Genomic DNA, 17,710 nt, shown 5'->3' with positions numbered 1-17,710 from the left:
AACGCCAGCTCGATCTCACTGTCTGCATGCCTGGAAAGACGTCCACAAGCCTCACTCGATAGAAACTGACATGACACCTGAACGCTTTAAACGGATCTCCGACATGCTGGCCCAGCGCCAGCTCGATCTCACTGTCTGCATGGAAGAGGTCCACAAGCCTCACAATCTGGCCGCCATAGTGCGCACCGCCGATGCCATCGGCATCCACCGGGTCCACGCCGTCTGGCCCAAGACTTGGATCCACAAGCGCAAGGGCACCGCCCGCGGCAGCCAGAACTGGGTCGACGTCAAGCTGCACCCGGATATCGGCAGTGCCGTGGCCGAGCTGAAAGCCTCCGGCATGCAGATCCTGGCGACCCATCTCTCGGAGAGCTCGGTGGATTTTCGCGCCATCGACTACACCAAGCCGACCGCCATCCTGGTCGGCCAGGAGAAGCACGGCATAGGGGAAGAGGCGCTGGCCCTGGCCGATCACCATATCGTCATTCCCATGGTGGGCATGGTGCAGTCCCTCAACGTCTCGGTGGCCGCTGCCGCCATACTGTACGAAGCCCAGCGCCAGCGCGAGCTGGCCGGCTGCTATCAGCGCGGCTGCCCGCTCGACCTGGAGGAGCAGAACAGCATACTGTTCGAGGGGGGCTACCCCATCTATGCCCAGCTCTGCAAAGAGAAAGAGATGCCCTATCCCCAGCTCGGCCCGGCCGGCGAGATCCTGGCGGACGAAGCCTGGTGGCAACGGATGCAGCTGACCCGCAAGGGCTGGGCCGCACAACAGGACGACCCCCTGGATATGGAGTATCCAACCGATGAAATTTAACGCTCTGCCCCTGCTGGCCCTGACCCTGTTTTCTGCCGGAGCCCTTGCCGTGACCAATCCCTATCAGCTGACCACGGAAGCCGAAGTCCCTGCCCTCCATCAACAGACCCTGCCCGACTTCTGGCGCCAGCACGCCGTCGAGAGCGCCTTCAAGGGCAAGGACGGGGTCACCATCCGCTATGCCGCCCTGCGCCAGGCCAAGGTGGACAGAGCCATACTCCTGGTCAACGGCCGGGTCGAGAGCTACCTCAAGTATCAGGAGCTGGCCTGGGATCTGTGGCGTCAGGGCTACAGCCTCTACCTCATCGACCACCGCGGCCAGGGGCTGTCGGATCGCCTGCTGGCCGACAAGGAGAAGGGCTATGTCGCCGACTTCGACGACTATGTGCTGGATCTGAAGCAGTTCCATGACGAGGTCATACTGGCGGACAAACCCGCTAAGCTGTTCCTGCTGGCCCACTCCATGGGCGGCGCCATCTCGGCCCGCTATCTGGAGCGCTGGCCGGATGATGTCGAGGCGGCCGTGCTCTCCTCCCCCATGATGGGCATCAACCTCGGCGGCCTGCCCAAGTGGCTGGCCCAGGGGCTGGCGGCCACCATGGATACGGTCGGCAGCTGGCGGGGCGAGCCCCCCTATGGCCCGGGCCAGACCGGCTATGTCGCCCATGAATTTGCCGACAACGGCCTGAGCCACAGCGAGCCCCGCTACCAGGCATTCCGCCAGCTCTATGAGCAGCATCCGCAGATCAAGCTGGGCGGGGTGACGGCCCACTGGATCCGCGAGGGCATCAAGGCCGGGGATGCCGCCATCGCGGAGGCAGACAGGATCAAGACGCCACTGCTGCTGATCCAGGCCGGGGAAGACGGCATTGTCGATAACCAGGCCCAGGACAGCTTCTGTGCCCGGCTCCAGTGCGAAGGGGGCAAGCCGCTGCGGATCGAGGGGGCCTGGCACGAGCTGTTCATCGAGGCCGATGCCCAGCGCCTCCCTGCCCTGACCGCGACCCTGGACTTCTTCGCCCGCTTCTAGTGGCCGGTTGTGTGACGTGCCAGGGGTGTGGCCAGCGTCCCGTGTCCAGCATGGCGTCACTTGCCACCCAGGCACGGTCTGTACCGGCACGGCAACAGGCCCGGGGACTGGTTATTTTTTGGATCCCTAAATAAATGGGGTCACACCGGACGCTGGGGTACACTGCCCCGGCGTTCCACTGATGCCGAGGTAATGATGTTCAAGGTAGTTGTGTCCGATCTCGATGGTACCCTGCTCAACGGGCAGCACCAGATCTCCTCCCGCACCCGGGATACCCTGCACCGTCTGGTGGATCAGGGGATCAAGTTCGTGGTGGCCACCGGCCGTCACCATGTGGATGTGCGCAGCATCCGTGATGCCCTGGGGCTGGATATCTACCTCATCACCTCCAACGGCGCCGTGGTGCACGACAAGCAGGATACCCTCGTCTTCAACCAGGCTCTGCCGAGCGCGGTGGCAGCCGAGCTGATCGCGCTGGAGCGCGACCCCTCCATCCACATCAACGTCTACTACGGCGACGAGTGGCTGGTGGAAGAGGAGATGCCCTGGCTGCTGCAGTTCCATCACGACTCCGGCTTCAGCTATCGCCTGACCGATCTCGCCAGCCACCCGCTGGACAAGATCAACAAGGTCTTCTACATCGGCGAACACGAGAAACTGCTGCAGATAGAGGCAGAGCTCAACCAGCGTTATGGTGATCGGATCAATGTCACCTTCTCCCTGCCGGATTGCCTCGAGGTGATGCACGCCGGGGTCCACAAGGGCAATGCCGTGCGCGCCGTGCTGGAACAGCATGGGCTTGAGATGTCCCAGGCGGTCGCCTTCGGTGATGGCATGAACGACTTCGAGATGCTGAGCATGGTGGGTCGGGGTGTGGTGATGGGCAACGCCCATGATCGCCTCAAGCTGGCCCTGAGCGAACACGACAGAACCCTGAGTTCGGATGAGGATGGCGTCGCCGTCTATCTGGAGCAGCTGTTCGCCATCGATCAGACTGGCGCGGCCTGATCTCCGCCATCATGGCGATCTCCCCCGGGATCGCCATGGCACTATAGGCGCGCGAGCGCCTCATCGCTTGAAACTGTGGTTGCACTCCTTGCACCAGTACTGCCGGGAGATCTGCCGATCTAGGGTGCGACCCAGCCATAGCCCGACCCCACCACCGGTTGCACCGCCGACCAGGGCGCCGCTCAGGGCACCCGCGATGGCGCCTATGGGTATCCCCACGCCACCCAGCGTGGCCCCCAGCCCGGCCCCGATCTTGGCAAAGGTCGCCGCACAGGCATAGCCCCCCGCCGCGCCACAACCCAGGGCACAAGCCCGACCGACCCGTTCATCCTCTACCTTCTCGACTCCCTGGCTCATGCAGTGTGGGCATCTCATGATGTTCTCTCCCGTCATCCAGACAGCCTCAGTATCGGCCAGGGTCGTCCCATTGGGAAACCCCGCACCTCAGCCGCGAGGCTTGAACTGCTCCTTCTCGAGATTGTGCTTCTTCATGCGCAGATAGAGCTTCTTGCGCGGGATGCCGAGGTAGCTGGCGGCCTCGCTCACCCGCCCGGAGAAGAGGAACAGGGTGTCCTCTATCACTCGCTTCTCGTACTCCTCCACCAGGTCGTCGAGGGGCTCCCTGGCGCTGGCGGCCGGGATGGCACGCTCGACCCCCGCCAGCTTGATGATGCCCACCGCATAGAGCTCGGCCACGTTGCGCAGCTCCCGGATGTTGCCCGGCCACCGATGGCGCTTGAGCGTCTCCAGGTAGGCGCGATCCACCTGGGGGGCGGGCCGGCCGATGCGCTTGCAACCCTGATGGAGGAAGGCGCGAAACAGCGGGATGATGTCGCAGCTGCGCTCCGCCAGCCGGGGCAGCTTGAGCCGCACCTGGGAGAGGTAGTAATAGAGCTCCGGCATCAGCTGGTGGCTCTCCACCAGTTGCTCTGGCGCCTCGTCAAACAGGGCGAGGGTGCGTTGCTCCTTGTCCCCCTTGCGCTCCTGCTCCAGCAGATGGCCCCCCAGCCAGCGCTGGCACTCAGGCGTCAGCCTGGCGGGCGCATTCAGCACCAGGGTGCCGCCACGACTGAGCGCCAGGCTCTCTTTCAAGGCTGCAAGCTCGGGGGCCGCGGCGCAGTCGTGCAGCTGCAGCCTCTGCTCCTTGCGGGCGCCTATGCGGTGCAGCAACTCGGCCAGGGTATGGCGGCCGGTGCCAGGCTCCCCCTCCAGCATGAGATCCTTGTCGGTCTGGGCCAGCTGGTTGAGCTGATGACGCAGGGCGACGATCTGGGGGCTGGTGCCGATCAGCTGATGCTCCACGGCCGTCTGGATCTCGCCGCGCCTGGCCAGTACCTCCCGCCTGTGCGCCATGGCGCGCGTCAGCAGATCCAGCAGGGCCTCGGGGTGCAGCGGCTTCTCCAGAAAATCGAAGGCCCCCTGCTTGACCGCCCTGACCGCCAGGGGGATGTCCCCATGCCCGGTGATCAGGATCACCGGGATCTCGGCATCTATCTGCTGCACCTGAGCCAGCAGATCCAGGCCATTCATCGCCGGCATGTAGATGTCTGACACCAGCACGCCGGGCCACTGGTCGTCGAGCAGGGCCAGTGCCTGCTCAGGATCGGCGAGCCCCCTGGGTTTGTAGCCCGACAGGTTCAGCAGATGGCAATAGGATTCCAGTACATCTTCGTCATCATCCACCAGCAGCACATCGGTGGGGCGACTACGGGTCAACAGCATGGTTCTCACTCCCGCGCGTCATCATAGGCAGACGTCATCGGCAGCGCCGATGGGTCGACGGTAAACTCCAGCACCACCATGGCACCGCCCTCCAGGGCAGAGGCCAGCCCTATTTCACCGGCGCAGCGCGCCAGCAGGGAGCGGCAGATGGTCAGCCCCAGTCCCAGCCCCACCTCCTTGGAGCTGGTGAAGGGGGTAAACAGACTGGGCAGTATGGCCTCGGCGAAACCGGGGCCACTGTCACACAGGGCGATGCGCACCCGCGCACTCCCCCGCTCGAGCAGTATCAGCCGCAGCTGGCGCGACTCCCGCCCGGCGATGGCATCGAGGCCGTTCACCAGCAGGTTGACCAGCACCTGCTCCACCAGACCGGGGTCGCCCTGGATCCAGAGCCCGGGGGGCAGCTCGTTGTGCAGCTGGCAAGCCTCGCGCCTGGCGCGGTTCTCCACCAGCAGCAGGGACTGTTCCGCCAGCTCGTGCAGATCCAGCCGGCAGAGGGCGTCGAGCTGTGGCGACTTGCGGGCAAAGTTGCGCAGCGCCGTGATGATGCGGTTCATCCGCTGAGCGAGCCGCTCTATCTTGTCCAGCTCCTGGCCGAGCCGCTGGCTCTCCCCGGTCGCCAGCGCCATCCGGCTGGTGTAGAGGTAGGTCATCATGGCCGACAGCGGCTGATTGAGCTCATGGGCCAGGCTGGTCATGGCCTGGCCGACCACCGCCATCTTGGCCGCCTGGATCAGCTCGTCCTGGGTCTGCAGCAGGTTGCGCTGGGCCTGCTCCCGCTGGGTCACCTCCTCGGCCAACCGCCGGTTGTTCTCGGTCAGCTCCCGGGTACGCTCCGCCACCAGCAGCCCCAGCTCCCGGGCGGTCAGCTCCTGGCGGGTCACATCCGTGATGGTGATGATGAACTTGGATCGTCTGGCCTGCTCGAAGCGGCGGAAGTTGAAGTGCAGGTAGCGTATCTGCCCCGCCAGCTCGATGGCCAGGGTGCATTCGCTGCTGCCGAAGCGCTGCAACGGCTGATCGGGCTGGAACTGGGCCGCCAGCACGGCGCAGCCCTCGCCGGGGAACAGCTGCCACAGCGGCTGCTCCGGCGCGATGGAGCTCTGCTGGAACAGGGTCAGGGCACTCGGGTTGACTGACTCTATGGTCCCGTCCTGATGACAGGTGATGAGGGAGGCCTGGGTGTTGTTGATGAGGTTGAGGGCATTGCTCTTCTCCATCTGCTGCAACTGCTCGCAGAAGCTGCGCAGGCTCTCCCCCAGGCGGCCAATCTCGTCCCGCCCCAGGGTGCGGATCGGTTGATCCAGCTGCCCGGCGGCGACCCTGGCCAGATCCTGACCCAGGATGTCCAGGCGCCGGATCAGCCGCCGCCCGATCAGCACCACCAGCACCAGGCCCCCGATCAGCACAGAGAGGCTCAGCCCCACCAGGATCACCGTCTTGCCGGTGGCCACCATGCGATGGCTGTCATGGCTCAGGGTGCGCAGCGCCTGGTTGGCCTCGGTCACCACCCGGCTCACCCTGGCATGGTAGCGGGAGACGGATTCATCCAGCTGGGGGCGCAGCGCCTCCAGCCGTTGATGAGTCCGCACGTCGGCGGCAAGCAGCTGTTGCAGCTGGCCGCCGGGTTTGACCAGGGTGACTATCTCTTCGAGGATCTGGCGATAGCTCACCGTCGAGGGGTAATCGGCGAGACGGGCCGTCAGGCCGTCGATCTCGTCGATCTTGTAGCCGATAAACAGGAAGGCGCTCTCCAGATCCTGCTGATAACGCTGCGCTATCACCTCCTCCACCAGGCCCTGCAGCTCGTTCTCCTTGAAGGTCAGATCCTGCAGGGCGGAGAACTCCTTGATCACCTCAGCCAGGGTCTCCCGCTGCTCCTGGTTCGCCACCATGCCGGTCAGGTGCCACTCCACCTCCTGCAGCAGGGGGGCTACCTCCTCGACCAGATCCTGGTGCAGCCAGGCGCTGCGCTTTCGCATCTGGCTCAGCATCTCCTGATGATCCAGCTGCTGGCGCAGGTAGCCGGCGTGGCGTTCGACCCGCTCGCCGAGCTCGGCGAAGGCCTGGCGCTGGCTGGGGGTTTCCCGGTTGTCCGGGCTGCTGGAGAGGGCGGATTGGCGCATCTGCCGCAGGGTCACCGATACCTGGCGGGAGAGCCGCTGGAAATCCCCCAGGGTGGGTGCGTCCCTGAGCTGGGCCAGTTGCAGCAGCAGGCGGGAGCTGGCCCGTTCCAGCCGGTAGGCATCATCGATGGCCGGCAGACTCTCCTCGACGATCAGCCCCACCTGGCGGCCCAGCCTGTCCCACATCACATAGGCCGTGCCCCCCATGGCCAGGGCCAGGACAAGGATGGCCACGAAGGAGAGCCTGAGCCGCCGCCCCAGGGTACCGGGCCAGCGCAGCCGCCAGCGCCTCACGGTTTGGCCGCCTGTTCCACCAGCACCATGGCGGCCGCCAGATTGTCCCGGGTGAGCTGACGCCACCGATGTTGCAGACGCTCGGCCTGGGGATTGGGCCTGTCCTGCTCGTAGATGGCATCAAACAGCGCCAGGGTGGCCGGCTCCCGCGCCTCCGCCTCGCTCAGGGGGGGCGTGCTGGCCAGGGCCCTCGCCTTGGCCAGCAGGGCGGCCCGCTCGACATCCCCTCCGGCCTCCGCCTCGGCGAGGCCCTGCCAGGTGAGTCGCAACTTGGGCAACTGCTGGGTGATGGTCTGATCGAACAGCGCCTTCAACAGGTTGGCACGACCATAGAGCAGCGCCTTGTCGATCACGAACTCGGTCTGCTGCGCCAGCTTCGGCTCGGTGAGCGTCACCTTGGCCATCTCCGAGGTGCCGACTATGGCCTGCCCCTCGGCGGAGAGCAGGTAATCGATGAAGTGACCGGCCAGCGCCGATTGCCGGCTGCTGCGGGTCACCGCCAGGTAGGTCGGCAATATGGCCGCCTGTGGCAGGGGGGTGAAGCCGATGTAATCGAAGCGGGCCTTGCTGGTGCGGGCGTAGCTCTCGATCACCAGGCCAGCCCCCGCCAGCCCGCGGCTGATGCCGTCGCTGACCCCGAAGCTGCGGGCCGTGATGGCGGACAGGTTGCCGCCGATCTGCATCAGCATGGCCCAGCCCTGCTGCCAGCCATATTGCTGCAGTATGCTCTCCACCATCATGTGCGTGGTGCCGGACTGGGAGGGGGAGCTCATCATCACATGGCCCATGAAGGCGGGGTCGGCCAGGCTCTGCCAGCTGGTTGGCACCGGCAGCCGGTATTTTTCCAGATAGCGCCTGTTGTACATGATGCCGATGCCGGAATAGCCGACCACGGCCACCTTCTCCTCCAGCCCCATGGTATGCGGGCTCAACCAGGCGGGGGCCCGGCTCTTGATCGGCAATTCTGTCAGCAGGCCCGCCCTGTCCAGCGAGTGGAAGAAGGTGGGGGACGAGGAGAGCACCACGTCCACCGGGGCCCCGTCGGCCTGGGTCAGCAGCCGCAGGGCGGGCAAGGTGCGCCTGTAGATCACCTCGACCATGACCCCGGGGTTGGCCTCGGTGAACCCCGCCACCATGGCCCTGACCGGGCTCTCGGAGAAGGAGGTCAGCACCGTCAGCGAGGCGGCACCGGCCCCGTTGCAGAGTCCGCCACAGATCAGCATCAAGATGGATAGCAGTCGGCAATGGGTACGCATAACGGCTGGCTGACTCCCCGTGGTCATCGAATGTGTGCGAACGATCAAAGATTCGAGATCCGGTCAAAAACACCCGGCCGGGGCCATGGGCCGGATCTGACTCATTCCCCCTCCTCCTCCTGGCTTATTGTCTTTGATCCCGCATGGGCGGGCCAGACGAAAGCTGCCATTTCTGACTCAGGAAAGCGGCCCCTTGAGTCACAACTGACCCGAAAAGCGCGTTTTGTAAGGGTCCGAACAGGCTCCCTAAGATGGCGGCGACAGTCAGAGCCTCTCTGCACTTCCGCTACCCACCTTCACGGAGCACAACATGTTCAACTTCTTCAAGACGCGAGCCGACCTACCGGTCATGGACGCCTCGCCGGACAAGATAAGATCCATCTATCGCAAGTATCAGTGGCAGGTCTTCCTGGGTCTGGTACTGGGCTACGCCATGTTCTACGTGGTTCGCATGAGCCTTAACGTGGTCAAGAAGCCCCTGCTGGATGCCGGCATAGTCACCCTGGACGAGCTGGGGGTGATAGGTTCCGCCTTCCTGTTCACCTATGCGGTCGGCAAGTTCTCCAACGGCTTCCTGTCGGATTACGCCAACATAGGCCGCTTCATGTCGGTCGCCCTGGGCGCCTCCGCGGTCTGCACCATCCTGATGGGCATGAACACAGCCACCTTCTTCCTGGTGCTGATGTGGGGCCTGAACGGCTGGTTCCAGTCCATCGGCTCGGCCCCCTCCTGCGTCTCCATCTTCCAGTGGTTCTCCCCCAAGCAGCGCGGCTCCGTCTATTCCATCTGGGGCGGTTCGCGCAACATAGGTGAAGGCATCTCCTGGATCCTGACCGCCACCGTCGTCAGCTACTTCGGCTGGCAGGCCGGCTTCATCGGCGCCGGCATCGCCTCCGGTATCGCCGCCATCCTGATGTACCTGGTCCTGAAGGATCGCCCGCAGACCTATGCCCTGCCGGAGCCTGCCGTCGCCTTCGGCGAAGAGCCCGAGATCGCCAAGAAGGTCGAGCCGGCCGAGATCCGCCGCGCCCAGCTGTTCATTCTCAAGCAGCCGGTGGTCTGGCTCATCGCCGCCGCCTGCGCCTGCATGTACATGTCCCGCTATGCCATGAGCTCTTGGGCCGTGCTCTATCTGCAGGAGCAGAAGGGTTACAGCCTGATCGATGCCGGCTTCGCCATGTCCGCCTACCCCATCGCCGGTTTCATCGGCGCCATCCTGGCCGGGGTCATCTCCGACAAGCTGTTCAACGCCAACCGCCACATTCCGACCCTGCTGTACGGCCTGGCCAACATCGCCGGCATGTGCCTGATGTTCTGGGGCCCCCAGAGCCGCATGATGGATGCCGTCGCCCTCTCCCTGATCGGCTACTCCATCGGGGGTCTGGTGGTGTTCCTGGCCGGCCTGACCGCCTGCGACCTGATGCCCAAGACGGCAGTGGGGGCGGTGAAGGGCTTCATCGGTCTGTGCTCCTACATCGCCGCCTCCGGCCAGGAGCTGGTCTCCGCCGCCCTGATCGAGACCAGCGTGGTCGACGGAGTCACCCACTATGACTTCAGCAGTGCCCAGTACTTCTGGCTCGGAGCCTCTGTGGTCTCCATGCTGCTCGCCATGACGGTGTGGAATGCCAAGAAAGTCGTCAACTACTGATGCCTGCTCGCAAAAAAGGTGGTCGCTTGACCACCTTTTTTGTTTCCTGCACTACCCAAGAGAGTCACCCCATGCGTAAAACCAAGATTATCGCCACCCTGGGCCCGGCCAGCTCCTCCTGCGAGATGGTGGAGAAGTTGCTGCTCGCGGGCGCCAATGTCTTTCGCCTCAACTTCTCCCACGGCAGCCACGAGCAGCACAGGCAAGTCGCAGGGCGGATCCGCGAGGTCGCCAGCCGGCTCGGGCTGCACATCGGCATACTGGCCGACCTGCAGGGCCCCAAGATCCGGATCGCCAGCCTGGCGGCGGGCAGCATTCAGCTGAAGCCGGGAGACGGCTTCATCCTGGACGCAGATCTGGATCCCGCACAGGGCAACCAAGAGAGAGTCGGGCTCGACTATCCGGCACTGGTGGCGGAGGTCGGGGTCGGCAACATACTGCTGCTCGATGACGGTCGCCTGCAGTTCAGGGTGGAGCGGATTGCGGGGACCGAGGTGCACACCCGGGTGCTGGTCGGCGGTACCCTGTCCAGTCGCAAGGGGATCAATGTGCTCGGCGGTGGCCTGAGCGCACCGGCCCTGACCGACAAGGACAGGGCCGACATTCTCCTTGCCCGGCAGATTGACGCCGACTTCGTGGCCGTCTCCTTCCCCCGCAGCGCGGCGGACTTGCAGGAGGCTCGCCAGCTGATCCGCGCCACCGGCAGCAGGGCGGCCATCATCGCCAAGGTGGAGCGGGCCGAGGTGGTCGCCTCCATCGAGGCCATGGACGAGATCATTCATGCCGCCGACATCATCATGGTGGCCAGAGGAGATCTCGGGGTCGAAATTGGGGATGCCAGGCTGCCCGGCGTGCAGAAGACACTGATCCAGCGTTGCCGCTTGCTCGGTCGGCCGGTGATCACGGCGACCCAGATGATGGAGTCCATGCTCGCCAGCCCCATGCCGACCCGGGCCGAGGTGCTGGATGTGGCCAACGCCGTGCTGGACGGGACCGATGCCGTCATGCTCTCGGCCGAGTCGGCCGCCGGCCACTTTCCCGTCGAGGCGGTGGAGGCCATGGCCCGCATCACCCTGGGGGCCGAGCAGGACGGGGGCGGCGGGCAGCCACCCTGGCTTCAGGGCAGCACACCCCAGGTGCAAGCCGGTCATCACAGGGCGCTGACCACCCTGACATCCAGCCTCGGCCTGGACAACACCTGCGGCATCGCCATCCTGACCAAGGGGGGCCAGGCCGTCACCGCCATCTCCCGCGGCGCGCACCAGGGGCCCATCTGGGCGCTCTCAGATGATCAACCACTGCTCAACCAGATGACCATACTGCGGGGGGTCAGACCGTTCCACTATCTGGACGAGTCACCCCGGCACCTCCACTGCCCCCTGGTCGAGACGCTGCAACGGGCGGATCAACTGCACGGCATCCAGACCCTGCTCATCAGCCGGCTGGATGCACTGGAAGGGGCCGGTCCCGAGGATGTCTGGCGTCTGGTGCCCCTGCCCGCGGTCCAGCGCGGATCCCGTCAGGAGTCGAGGGACAGCCTCATCCGCTGAGGCCAGGCAGCCCAAGGCGATCCAGCAGGCTGCCGGTCGGCGTCCAGGTGAAGCTCTGATTGGCACCACCGTAGCACTCGGCCAGCCGCAGCGGCACCGCGGCTCTGTGGCGGCGACCAGCCACATCCAGGCAGAGTGAAACCTGCCGGTTGAACAGTCTATCCCCCTGCCACTGCCATTGACGGCTGTCGTCCTGGCACTCTCCCACGGCGAGGCCGTCCTTCCCCCTGGCGATCAGGCAACCCTGCGCCAGCTGCAAGGCCCCCGCATCCCAGCTGAACAGCTGGCGTGGGCTCTGATCGCAAGGCTGGGTGAGCAGGCTGCCCTGCTCGCCCAGGGCCACGCAGAAGCCGCCGTCGGTCACCAGGGTGGCCGGGGGCTCCGCCGTTGACCTGGGGGCGGCCCCCAGCAGAAGGTTCTCTGGTCTCGGCTGCAAGGCACAGCCGCCGAGCAGCAGTGCCATCAGGGCGAACAATCGGATGTGAAGGGGCATGATGGTGCATAGGCCTGTGTCTGAATGGGTCGCGGGTGTCCACTCTTCGGGTGGCTCCCGGCCAAGCATAACGAACTCGAGGCGAACAGGCGCCAGCAGAAATGTAAGAAGAGGTGACAGAGGCGCGACGGACACGCAGAAAAGCAAAAACCCCGCCGAAGCGAGGTTTTCAGAATGTGGTCGGTGATAAAGGATTCGAACCTTTGACCCTCTGGTCCCAAACCAGATGCGCTACCGGGCTGCGCTAATCACCGATGGGTATATCCAAAATACAAAGATGACCATGTGGTCATCTTCGTCATACAGCAAGTATGGTGCGAAGAGAGGGACTCGAACCCTCACACCCGGGGGGCACTAACACCTGAAGCTAGCGCGTCTACCAATTCCGCCACCTTCGCATACCTGACAAGCTGTAAAATGGGGTGGCTGATGGGGCTCGAACCCACGACAACCGGAATCACAATCCGGGACTCTACCAACTGAGCTACAGCCACCACAGCTGTTTTGTTCCACAACAACGCCCGCTTAACTGGCGCACTTGATGGTGCGCCCGACAGGATTCGAACCTGTGACCTCTGCCTCCGGAGGGCAGCGCTCTATCCAGCTGAGCTACGGGCGCTACGCTGTCGAACGGGGCGCATTATTGATGATGGCGCCCACCTTGTCTACTCTTTTTTTATCTCCATGATTCAAGTGTCTGTTTTTCAATCTTTTCGTACACTTTTATGCCTCTTCTTCAGACGTTCGGCCAAAAACGTCCTCACTCGGCCCACTTTTGGATCCTCTTCTGACAGTAAAGTGGCCGGCATCCCTTGACTTGCTTTCTTCTCCACCTAGAATGAATGAACGTTCATTCACTCGCCAAAGCCTGATCATCATGGATAAGAAAGAACGGATTTTCGAGGCAGCGCACGAAATCCTCGGCGAGCAGGGCTTCTACGGCCTTTCCATTGCCGCGGTTGCCAAGAAAGCCAAGGTAGCGGCAGGCACCATCTATCGCTACTTCAGCGACAAGGATGATCTTGTCCGCCAGCTTTATCAGCACACCATTCTCAAGTGTCATCCCTTGGTCATGGAAGATGTGCAGATAGAAGAGGTGTCCTATCGGCAGTATCGACGCCTCTGGCTCAATATCGACGCCCTCTTTGCCAGCCACCCCAATGTACTTAAATGCAAATTGCAGTACGAAAGTTCTCCATTGGGGGCTGAATTGGAGAGGGATCCGGTCATAATGGCGACATGGGCCCCACTTGAGCGTTTCTTCGAACAGGGACGCCAGCAGGGTCTGTTCATCGATTTGCCCGTTCTGGTGCTGGAGGCCCTGAGTCTGAGCAGCGTGGTCAACCTGGTACAACAACGCCAGGCTCACGAATTTGAGTTGACGCAAGAACAGTTGGAAACGGTCATCCGGGCCAGCTGGAATGCCATTTTAAACCCTAATTATTCCATCACAGGAGCCTGTTCATGAAAAAGTGGATGGCCATCATGTTGCTGATAGCACTCGCCCTGTTCGGCAGTGTCATCGGCTTCAATATGTTCAAGCAGAAGAAGATTGCAGAGTTCATGACCAATCGACCCGAGCCCGAGTTCCCGGTGACCGCCATGGTGACCAAGGCGCAGGACTGGGTCCCCACCATAGAGGCGATCGGCTTCATCGAGCCCAACCAGGGGGTCACCCTTTCCAGTGAACTGGCTGGCACCATAGACAACATCAGTTTCGAATCCGGGGCTCAGGTCAAGGCGGATCAACTGCTGCTGAGCCTGGACTCCAGCGTGGAGAAGGCCAACCTGAACTCCTCCCGGGCCAGGCTGCCTGCGGCTCGTGCCAAGTTCGAGCGCTACCAGAACCTGTACCAGAAGAACTCCATCTCCCGGGATCAGTTGGATGACGCCGAAGCGAGTTACCGTTCACTGGAAGCGGACATCGAGAGCCTGAAGGGCACCATAGCCCGCCGCGAAGTCCGCGCCCCCTTCGGTGGCGTCGTGGGTCTGCGCAACGTCTTCCTCGGCCAGTATCTGGAACCCGGTACCGAGATAGTGCGACTGGAAGACACCAGCGTGATGCGCCTGCGCTTCACCGTGCCCCAGACCGACATCTCCAAGATTTCCCTCGGCCAGACCGTCAAGATCAACGTGGATGCCTATCCCCAGACCCAGTTTGACGGTCAGATCACCGCCATCGAGCCGGCGGTCAACTACCAGAGCGGCCTGATCCAGGTGCAAGCCAACATCCCGAACAACGGCGGCCAGCTGCGCTCCGGCATGTTCGCCCGCGCCAGCATCATACTGCCCACGGTGAAAGACCAGATCGTGATCCCGCAGTCTGCCATCTCCTTCACCCTCTATGGCGAGAACGTCTACGTCATTCACGAGGCAGACGGAGTGAAACGCGCCAAGCAGGTGGTGGTCAAGGCGGGTGAGCGTCGCGGCAATGATGTCCATGTGTTGTCCGGCATCAAGGCTGGCGATCAAATCGTGCTGTCGGGTCAGGTTCGCCTGAGCAACGATACCAAGGTGCACGTGGTCGAGAATGATGCCCTTGCCGTTCCGGCACAAACCCCGATGCTGTAAGCGCGGAGATCTGCGATGCGATTTACTGACATATTCATAAAACGGCCGGTGCTGGCGATCTCGCTCAGCTTCCTGATAGCCCTGCTGGGCTTCCAGGCCATCTTCAAGATGCAGGTGCGGGAATATCCCGAGGTGATCAACACCGTCATCACGGTCAACACCAGCTACTATGGCGCCAGCTCGGATCTGATCCAGGGCTTCATCACCCAGCCGCTGGAGCAGGCGGTCGCGCAAGCCGACAACATCGACTTCATGACCTCCTCCAGCCAGCTGGGCAGCTCCACGGTGACGGCCTACATGAAGCTGAACACCGATCCGAACGCCGCGCTGTCCGACATCCTGGCCAAGGTCAACTCGGTGCGCTCCCAGTTGCCCAAAGAGGCGGAAGACCCCTCGGTCACCTCCTCCACGGGCTCCACCACTGCGGTGCTCTACATGGGCTTCACCAGCCCCGAGCTCAACTCCAGCCAGATCACCGACTACCTGGAGCGGGTCATCAAGCCCCAGCTGTTCACCGTGGGCGGGGTATCCAAGGTTGACCTCTACGGCGGGGTCGAGTTTGCCCTGCGGGTGTGGCTGGATCCGGCCAAGATGGCCGCCTTCGACCTGACCTCCAGCGACGTGATGACTGTGCTCAACAGCAACAACTATCAGTCGGCCACCGGTCAGGCCACCGGCTATTTCACCCTGTTCAACGGCAATGCCGAGACCCAGGTCAGCAATACCGATGAGCTCAAGCGTCTGGTGGTGGCGACCCGGGATGGCAAGGTGATCCGTCTCTCCGACATTGCCAAGGTGTCGCTGGAGAAGAGCCACGACATCTATCGCGCCAGCGCCAACGGCCGCGAGGCCGTGGTACTTGCCATCAATGCCGCGCCGACCGCCAACCCCATCAACATCGCCCACGATGTGCTGGAGCTGCTGCCGAGCCTGAAGAGCAACATGCCGAGCACCATGCAGGTCAACATCCTGTATGACTCCACCATCGCCATCAACGAGTCCATCAACGAGGTCATCAAGACCATACTGGAAGCGGCCGCCATCGTACTGGTGGTCATCACCCTGTTCCTCGGCTCCTTCCGGGCGGTCATCATCCCGATCATCACAATCCCGCTGAGTCTCATCGGCGTGGTGATGATGATGGACATGTTCGGTTTCTCGATAAACCTGATGACACTGCTCGCCATGGTGCTCGCCATCGGTCTGGTGGTGGATGACGCCATCGTGGTGCTGGAGAACGTCGACCGACACATCAAGGAGGGGGAAGAACCGTTCCGGGCCGCCATCATAGGGACCCGGGAGATCGCCGTGCCCGTCATCGCCATGACGGTGACCCTGGCTGCGGTATATGCGCCTATCGCCCTGATGGGAGGCATCACAGGCTCCCTGTTCAAGGAGTTCGCCCTGACCCTGGCGGGGGCCGTGTTCGTCTCCGGCATCATAGCGCTGACCCTGTCGCCCATGATGTGCTCCAAGATGCTCAAGGCCAACGAACAGCCAGGCAAGTTCGAGAGCACAGTGCATCACCTGCTGGATCGGATGACGGCCCGCTACGACAGCATGCTGCATGCGGTCATGCAGCGCCGCATCGTGGTCATCCTGTTCGCCGTCATCGTGTTCGGCAGCCTGCCGCTGCTGTTCAAGTTCATCCCGAGCGAGCTGGCCCCGTCCGAGGACAAGGGGGTCATGGCCGTGCTGGGGACGGCACCGTCCAATGCCAACCTGGACTACATCGAGAACACCATGGCGGACGTGAACAAGGTGCTGGATGACCAGCCCGAGATCGCCTACTCCCAGGTCTTCTCCGGGGTGTTCAACGCCAACCAGGCCTTCGGCATCGCCTCCATGGTGCCCTGGAGCCAGCGTGAGGCGAGCCAGAAAGAGGTGCTGGATCGAGTAGCCGGTCTGGTGAAGGACATCCCCGGGATGGCCATCACCACCTTCCAGTTCCCCGAACTGCCAGGTGCCTCCAGCGGTCTGCCCATCCAGTTCGTCATCACCACCCCGAACAGCTTCGAGAGCCTGTTCCTGATCGCGGGTGAGATGCTGGCGGCAACCCAGGCCAACGGCCAGTTCGTCTATTCGGATCTCGATCTGAACTACGACTCGGCCACCATGAAGATCAGCATCGACAAGGACAAGGCGGGTGCCTACGGCATCACCATGCAGGACATCGGCATCACCATGGGCACCATGATGGCGGACGGCTACGTCAACCGGATCGATCTGGATGGCCGCTCCTACGAGGTGATCCCCCAGGTGGAGCGCAAATTCCGTCTCAACCCGGAGTCCATCAAGGGTTATTACGTGCGCGCCGCCGACGGCAAGTCGATCCCGCTGGGCAGCCTGATCAAGATTGAAGTGGTTGGCGAGCCCCGCGCCCTGCCCCACTTCAACCAGCTGAACTCCGCCACCATAGGCGCCGTACCGGCACCCGGCGTGGCCATGGGGGACGCGATCAACTGGTTCAAGGCCACCGCCGAAGAGAAGCTGCCGCAAGGCTATCGCTACGACTTCATGGGGGAAGCCCGCCAGTTCGTGACCGAGGGCAATGCGCTCTACGCCACCTTCGCCCTGGCCCTGGCCATCATCTTCCTGGTGTTGGCGATCCAGTTCGAGTCGGTGCGTGACCCCCTGGTGATCATGGTGTCGGTCCCCCTTGCCATCAGCGGGGCCCTGATTGCCCTGGCATGGGGCCTGGCCACCATGAACATCTACTCCCAGGTGGGCCTCATCACCCTGGTGGGTCTGATTACCAAGCACGGTATTCTGATCTGCGAGGTGGCGAAGGAGGAGCAGCTGCTGCACGGCATGAACCGGATGCAGGCCGTGATGCAGGCTGCCAAGGTTCGTCTGCGCCCCATCCTGATGACCACGGCGGCCATGATCGCCGGCCTGATCCCGCTGCTCTATGCGGCGGGTGCGGGGGCGGCCCAGCGCTTCAGCATCGGCATCGTCATCGTGGCGGGTCTGGCCATCGGCACCCTGTTCACCCTGTTCGTGCTGCCGGTGATCTACACCTTCCTGGCCTCGGAGCACAAACCGCTGCCGGAATTCGACGAGTCCATTCCGGCCAAGGCGAAAGGAAACCATTGATCCTCAGCCAACAGCAACAAGGCCCCGAAAGGGGCCTTATTTTTATCCATTTCATGACCCACGACATGAGTCCATGAAGCAGTTAAACTAGGCCGTTCG

At 63.2% G+C, this 17,710-nt stretch carries 13 protein-coding genes and 4 tRNA genes; 8 read left to right on the top strand and 9 right to left on the bottom strand.

Translation table 11 applies throughout. The annotated features are described in order from the left end of the window. Nucleotides 1-70: 70 nt before the first annotated feature. The 3 genes from trmH (at nt 71) to AC1IN8_RS18085 (ending at nt 2,855) form a co-directional block, all read left to right on the top strand. Nucleotides 71-817, top strand: a complete 747-nt coding sequence (trmH, locus tag AC1IN8_RS18095; RefSeq protein WP_139437073.1) for a tRNA (guanosine(18)-2'-O)-methyltransferase TrmH — start codon at nt 71-73, stop codon at nt 815-817. Further along, entirely contained in the window at nt 807-1,847 is a 1,041-nt protein-coding gene (locus AC1IN8_RS18090) for an alpha/beta fold hydrolase (protein WP_479759983.1), read from the top strand. The genes trmH and AC1IN8_RS18090 overlap by 11 nt, the downstream gene beginning before the upstream one ends. Nucleotides 1,848-2,042: 195 nt before the next feature. Further along, complete coding sequence (locus tag AC1IN8_RS18085) at nt 2,043-2,855, top strand: Cof-type HAD-IIB family hydrolase (protein WP_479759981.1); 813 nt, start codon at nt 2,043-2,045, stop codon at nt 2,853-2,855. A 60-nt stretch (nt 2,856-2,915) separates the two neighbouring features. On the opposite strand, the gene AC1IN8_RS18080 is transcribed toward AC1IN8_RS18085, so the two are convergent. The 4 genes from AC1IN8_RS18080 to AC1IN8_RS18065 all read right to left on the bottom strand — a co-directional run bounded on the left by AC1IN8_RS18080 (nt 2,916) and on the right by AC1IN8_RS18065 (nt 8,220). Further along, nucleotides 2,916-3,230 (bottom strand): hypothetical protein, encoded by a 315-nt coding sequence (locus AC1IN8_RS18080; RefSeq protein ID WP_247627625.1) that lies wholly within the window; start codon nt 3,228-3,230, stop codon nt 2,916-2,918. Nucleotides 3,231-3,299: 69 nt separating this feature from the next. Beyond that, on the bottom strand, nt 3,300-4,577 hold the full coding sequence (locus AC1IN8_RS18075) for a sigma-54-dependent transcriptional regulator (RefSeq protein ID WP_479759979.1): 1,278 nt from the start codon (nt 4,575-4,577) through the stop codon (nt 3,300-3,302). 5 nt (nt 4,578-4,582) lie between these two features. Further along, a complete protein-coding gene (locus AC1IN8_RS18070; RefSeq protein ID WP_479759978.1) occupies nt 4,583-6,997 on the bottom strand; it encodes an ATP-binding protein in 2,415 nt (804 codons plus the stop codon). Then, nucleotides 6,994-8,220, bottom strand: a complete 1,227-nt coding sequence (locus AC1IN8_RS18065; protein WP_479760015.1) for an ABC transporter substrate-binding protein — start codon at nt 8,218-8,220, stop codon at nt 6,994-6,996. Before AC1IN8_RS18065 ends, AC1IN8_RS18070 begins: the two co-directional genes overlap by 4 nt. Before the next feature lie 343 nt (nt 8,221-8,563). Between AC1IN8_RS18065 and AC1IN8_RS18060 the strand changes: the two genes are divergently transcribed. Together AC1IN8_RS18060 and pyk are read left to right on the top strand one after the other, a co-directional pair. Continuing rightward, nucleotides 8,564-9,901, top strand: coding sequence for an MFS transporter (locus AC1IN8_RS18060; RefSeq protein WP_139437088.1), 1,338 nt, complete (start codon nt 8,564-8,566; stop codon nt 9,899-9,901). A gap of 71 nt (nt 9,902-9,972) precedes the next feature. Beyond that, on the top strand, nt 9,973-11,451 hold the full coding sequence (gene pyk / locus AC1IN8_RS18055) for a pyruvate kinase (protein ID WP_479759976.1): 1,479 nt from the start codon (nt 9,973-9,975) through the stop codon (nt 11,449-11,451). Here the strand turns inward: pyk and AC1IN8_RS18050 are convergent. The 5 genes from AC1IN8_RS18050 to AC1IN8_RS18030 all read right to left on the bottom strand — a co-directional run bounded on the left by AC1IN8_RS18050 (nt 11,441) and on the right by AC1IN8_RS18030 (nt 12,563). Then, the gene (locus AC1IN8_RS18050; protein WP_479759974.1) at nt 11,441-11,944 is read right to left on the bottom strand and encodes an RICIN domain-containing protein; all 504 of its coding nucleotides are present in this window, start codon (nt 11,942-11,944) and stop codon (nt 11,441-11,443) included. The genes pyk and AC1IN8_RS18050 overlap by 11 nt on opposite strands. A gap of 177 nt (nt 11,945-12,121) precedes the next feature. Beyond that, a tRNA-Pro gene (locus tag AC1IN8_RS18045) sits at nt 12,122-12,198 on the bottom strand. Between the two features lie 58 nt (nt 12,199-12,256). Continuing rightward, nucleotides 12,257-12,342: transfer RNA gene (locus tag AC1IN8_RS18040), tRNA-Leu, on the bottom strand. A 20-nt stretch (nt 12,343-12,362) separates the two neighbouring features. After that, a tRNA-His gene (locus AC1IN8_RS18035) sits at nt 12,363-12,438 on the bottom strand. A 48-nt stretch (nt 12,439-12,486) separates the two neighbouring features. Beyond that, nucleotides 12,487-12,563, bottom strand: a tRNA-Arg gene (locus AC1IN8_RS18030). Between the two features lie 258 nt (nt 12,564-12,821). Between AC1IN8_RS18030 and AC1IN8_RS18025 the strand changes: the two genes are divergently transcribed. Genes AC1IN8_RS18025 through AC1IN8_RS18015 form a run of 3 tightly spaced genes read left to right on the top strand, consistent with a single transcriptional unit; the run spans nt 12,822 to nt 17,611 of the window. Beyond that, the gene (locus tag AC1IN8_RS18025) at nt 12,822-13,412 is read left to right on the top strand and encodes a TetR/AcrR family transcriptional regulator (protein ID WP_139437092.1); all 591 of its coding nucleotides are present in this window, start codon (nt 12,822-12,824) and stop codon (nt 13,410-13,412) included. Beyond that, the gene (locus AC1IN8_RS18020) at nt 13,409-14,515 is read left to right on the top strand and encodes an efflux RND transporter periplasmic adaptor subunit (RefSeq protein ID WP_479759972.1); all 1,107 of its coding nucleotides are present in this window, start codon (nt 13,409-13,411) and stop codon (nt 14,513-14,515) included. The genes AC1IN8_RS18025 and AC1IN8_RS18020 overlap by 4 nt, the downstream gene beginning before the upstream one ends. Before the next feature lie 15 nt (nt 14,516-14,530). Then, complete coding sequence (locus AC1IN8_RS18015; RefSeq protein WP_202047983.1) at nt 14,531-17,611, top strand: multidrug efflux RND transporter permease subunit; 3,081 nt, start codon at nt 14,531-14,533, stop codon at nt 17,609-17,611. Nucleotides 17,612-17,710: the final 99 nt, after the last annotated feature.

It is taken from the genome of Aeromonas sp. 130281 (assembly GCF_056642115.1).
The sequence above is the reverse complement of the archived record's forward strand: the minus strand, read 5'-3'. Positions and strand labels throughout refer to the sequence as shown.

Bases quoted from the DNA above. Each gene is read 5' to 3' on its own strand.
- trmH (WP_139437073.1), top strand. From the start codon at position 71: ATGACACCTGAACGCTTTAAACGGATCTCCGACATGCTGGCCCAGCGC.
- AC1IN8_RS18090 (WP_479759983.1), top strand. From the start codon at position 807: ATGAAATTTAACGCTCTGCCCCTGCTGGCCCTGACCCTGTTTTCTGCC.
- AC1IN8_RS18085 (WP_479759981.1), top strand. From the start codon at position 2,043: ATGTTCAAGGTAGTTGTGTCCGATCTCGATGGTACCCTGCTCAACGGG.
- AC1IN8_RS18080 (WP_247627625.1), bottom strand. From the start codon at position 3,230: ATGAGATGCCCACACTGCATGAGCCAGGGAGTCGAGAAGGTAGAGGAT.
- AC1IN8_RS18075 (WP_479759979.1), bottom strand. From the start codon at position 4,577: ATGCTGTTGACCCGTAGTCGCCCCACCGATGTGCTGCTGGTGGATGAT.
- AC1IN8_RS18065 (WP_479760015.1), bottom strand. From the start codon at position 8,220: ATGCTGATCTGTGGCGGACTCTGCAACGGGGCCGGTGCCGCCTCGCTG.
- AC1IN8_RS18060 (WP_139437088.1), top strand. From the start codon at position 8,564: ATGTTCAACTTCTTCAAGACGCGAGCCGACCTACCGGTCATGGACGCC.
- pyk (WP_479759976.1), top strand. From the start codon at position 9,973: ATGCGTAAAACCAAGATTATCGCCACCCTGGGCCCGGCCAGCTCCTCC.
- AC1IN8_RS18050 (WP_479759974.1), bottom strand. From the start codon at position 11,944: ATGCCCCTTCACATCCGATTGTTCGCCCTGATGGCACTGCTGCTCGGC.
- AC1IN8_RS18025 (WP_139437092.1), top strand. From the start codon at position 12,822: ATGGATAAGAAAGAACGGATTTTCGAGGCAGCGCACGAAATCCTCGGC.
- AC1IN8_RS18020 (WP_479759972.1), top strand. From the start codon at position 13,409: ATGAAAAAGTGGATGGCCATCATGTTGCTGATAGCACTCGCCCTGTTC.
- AC1IN8_RS18015 (WP_202047983.1), top strand. From the start codon at position 14,531: ATGCGATTTACTGACATATTCATAAAACGGCCGGTGCTGGCGATCTCG.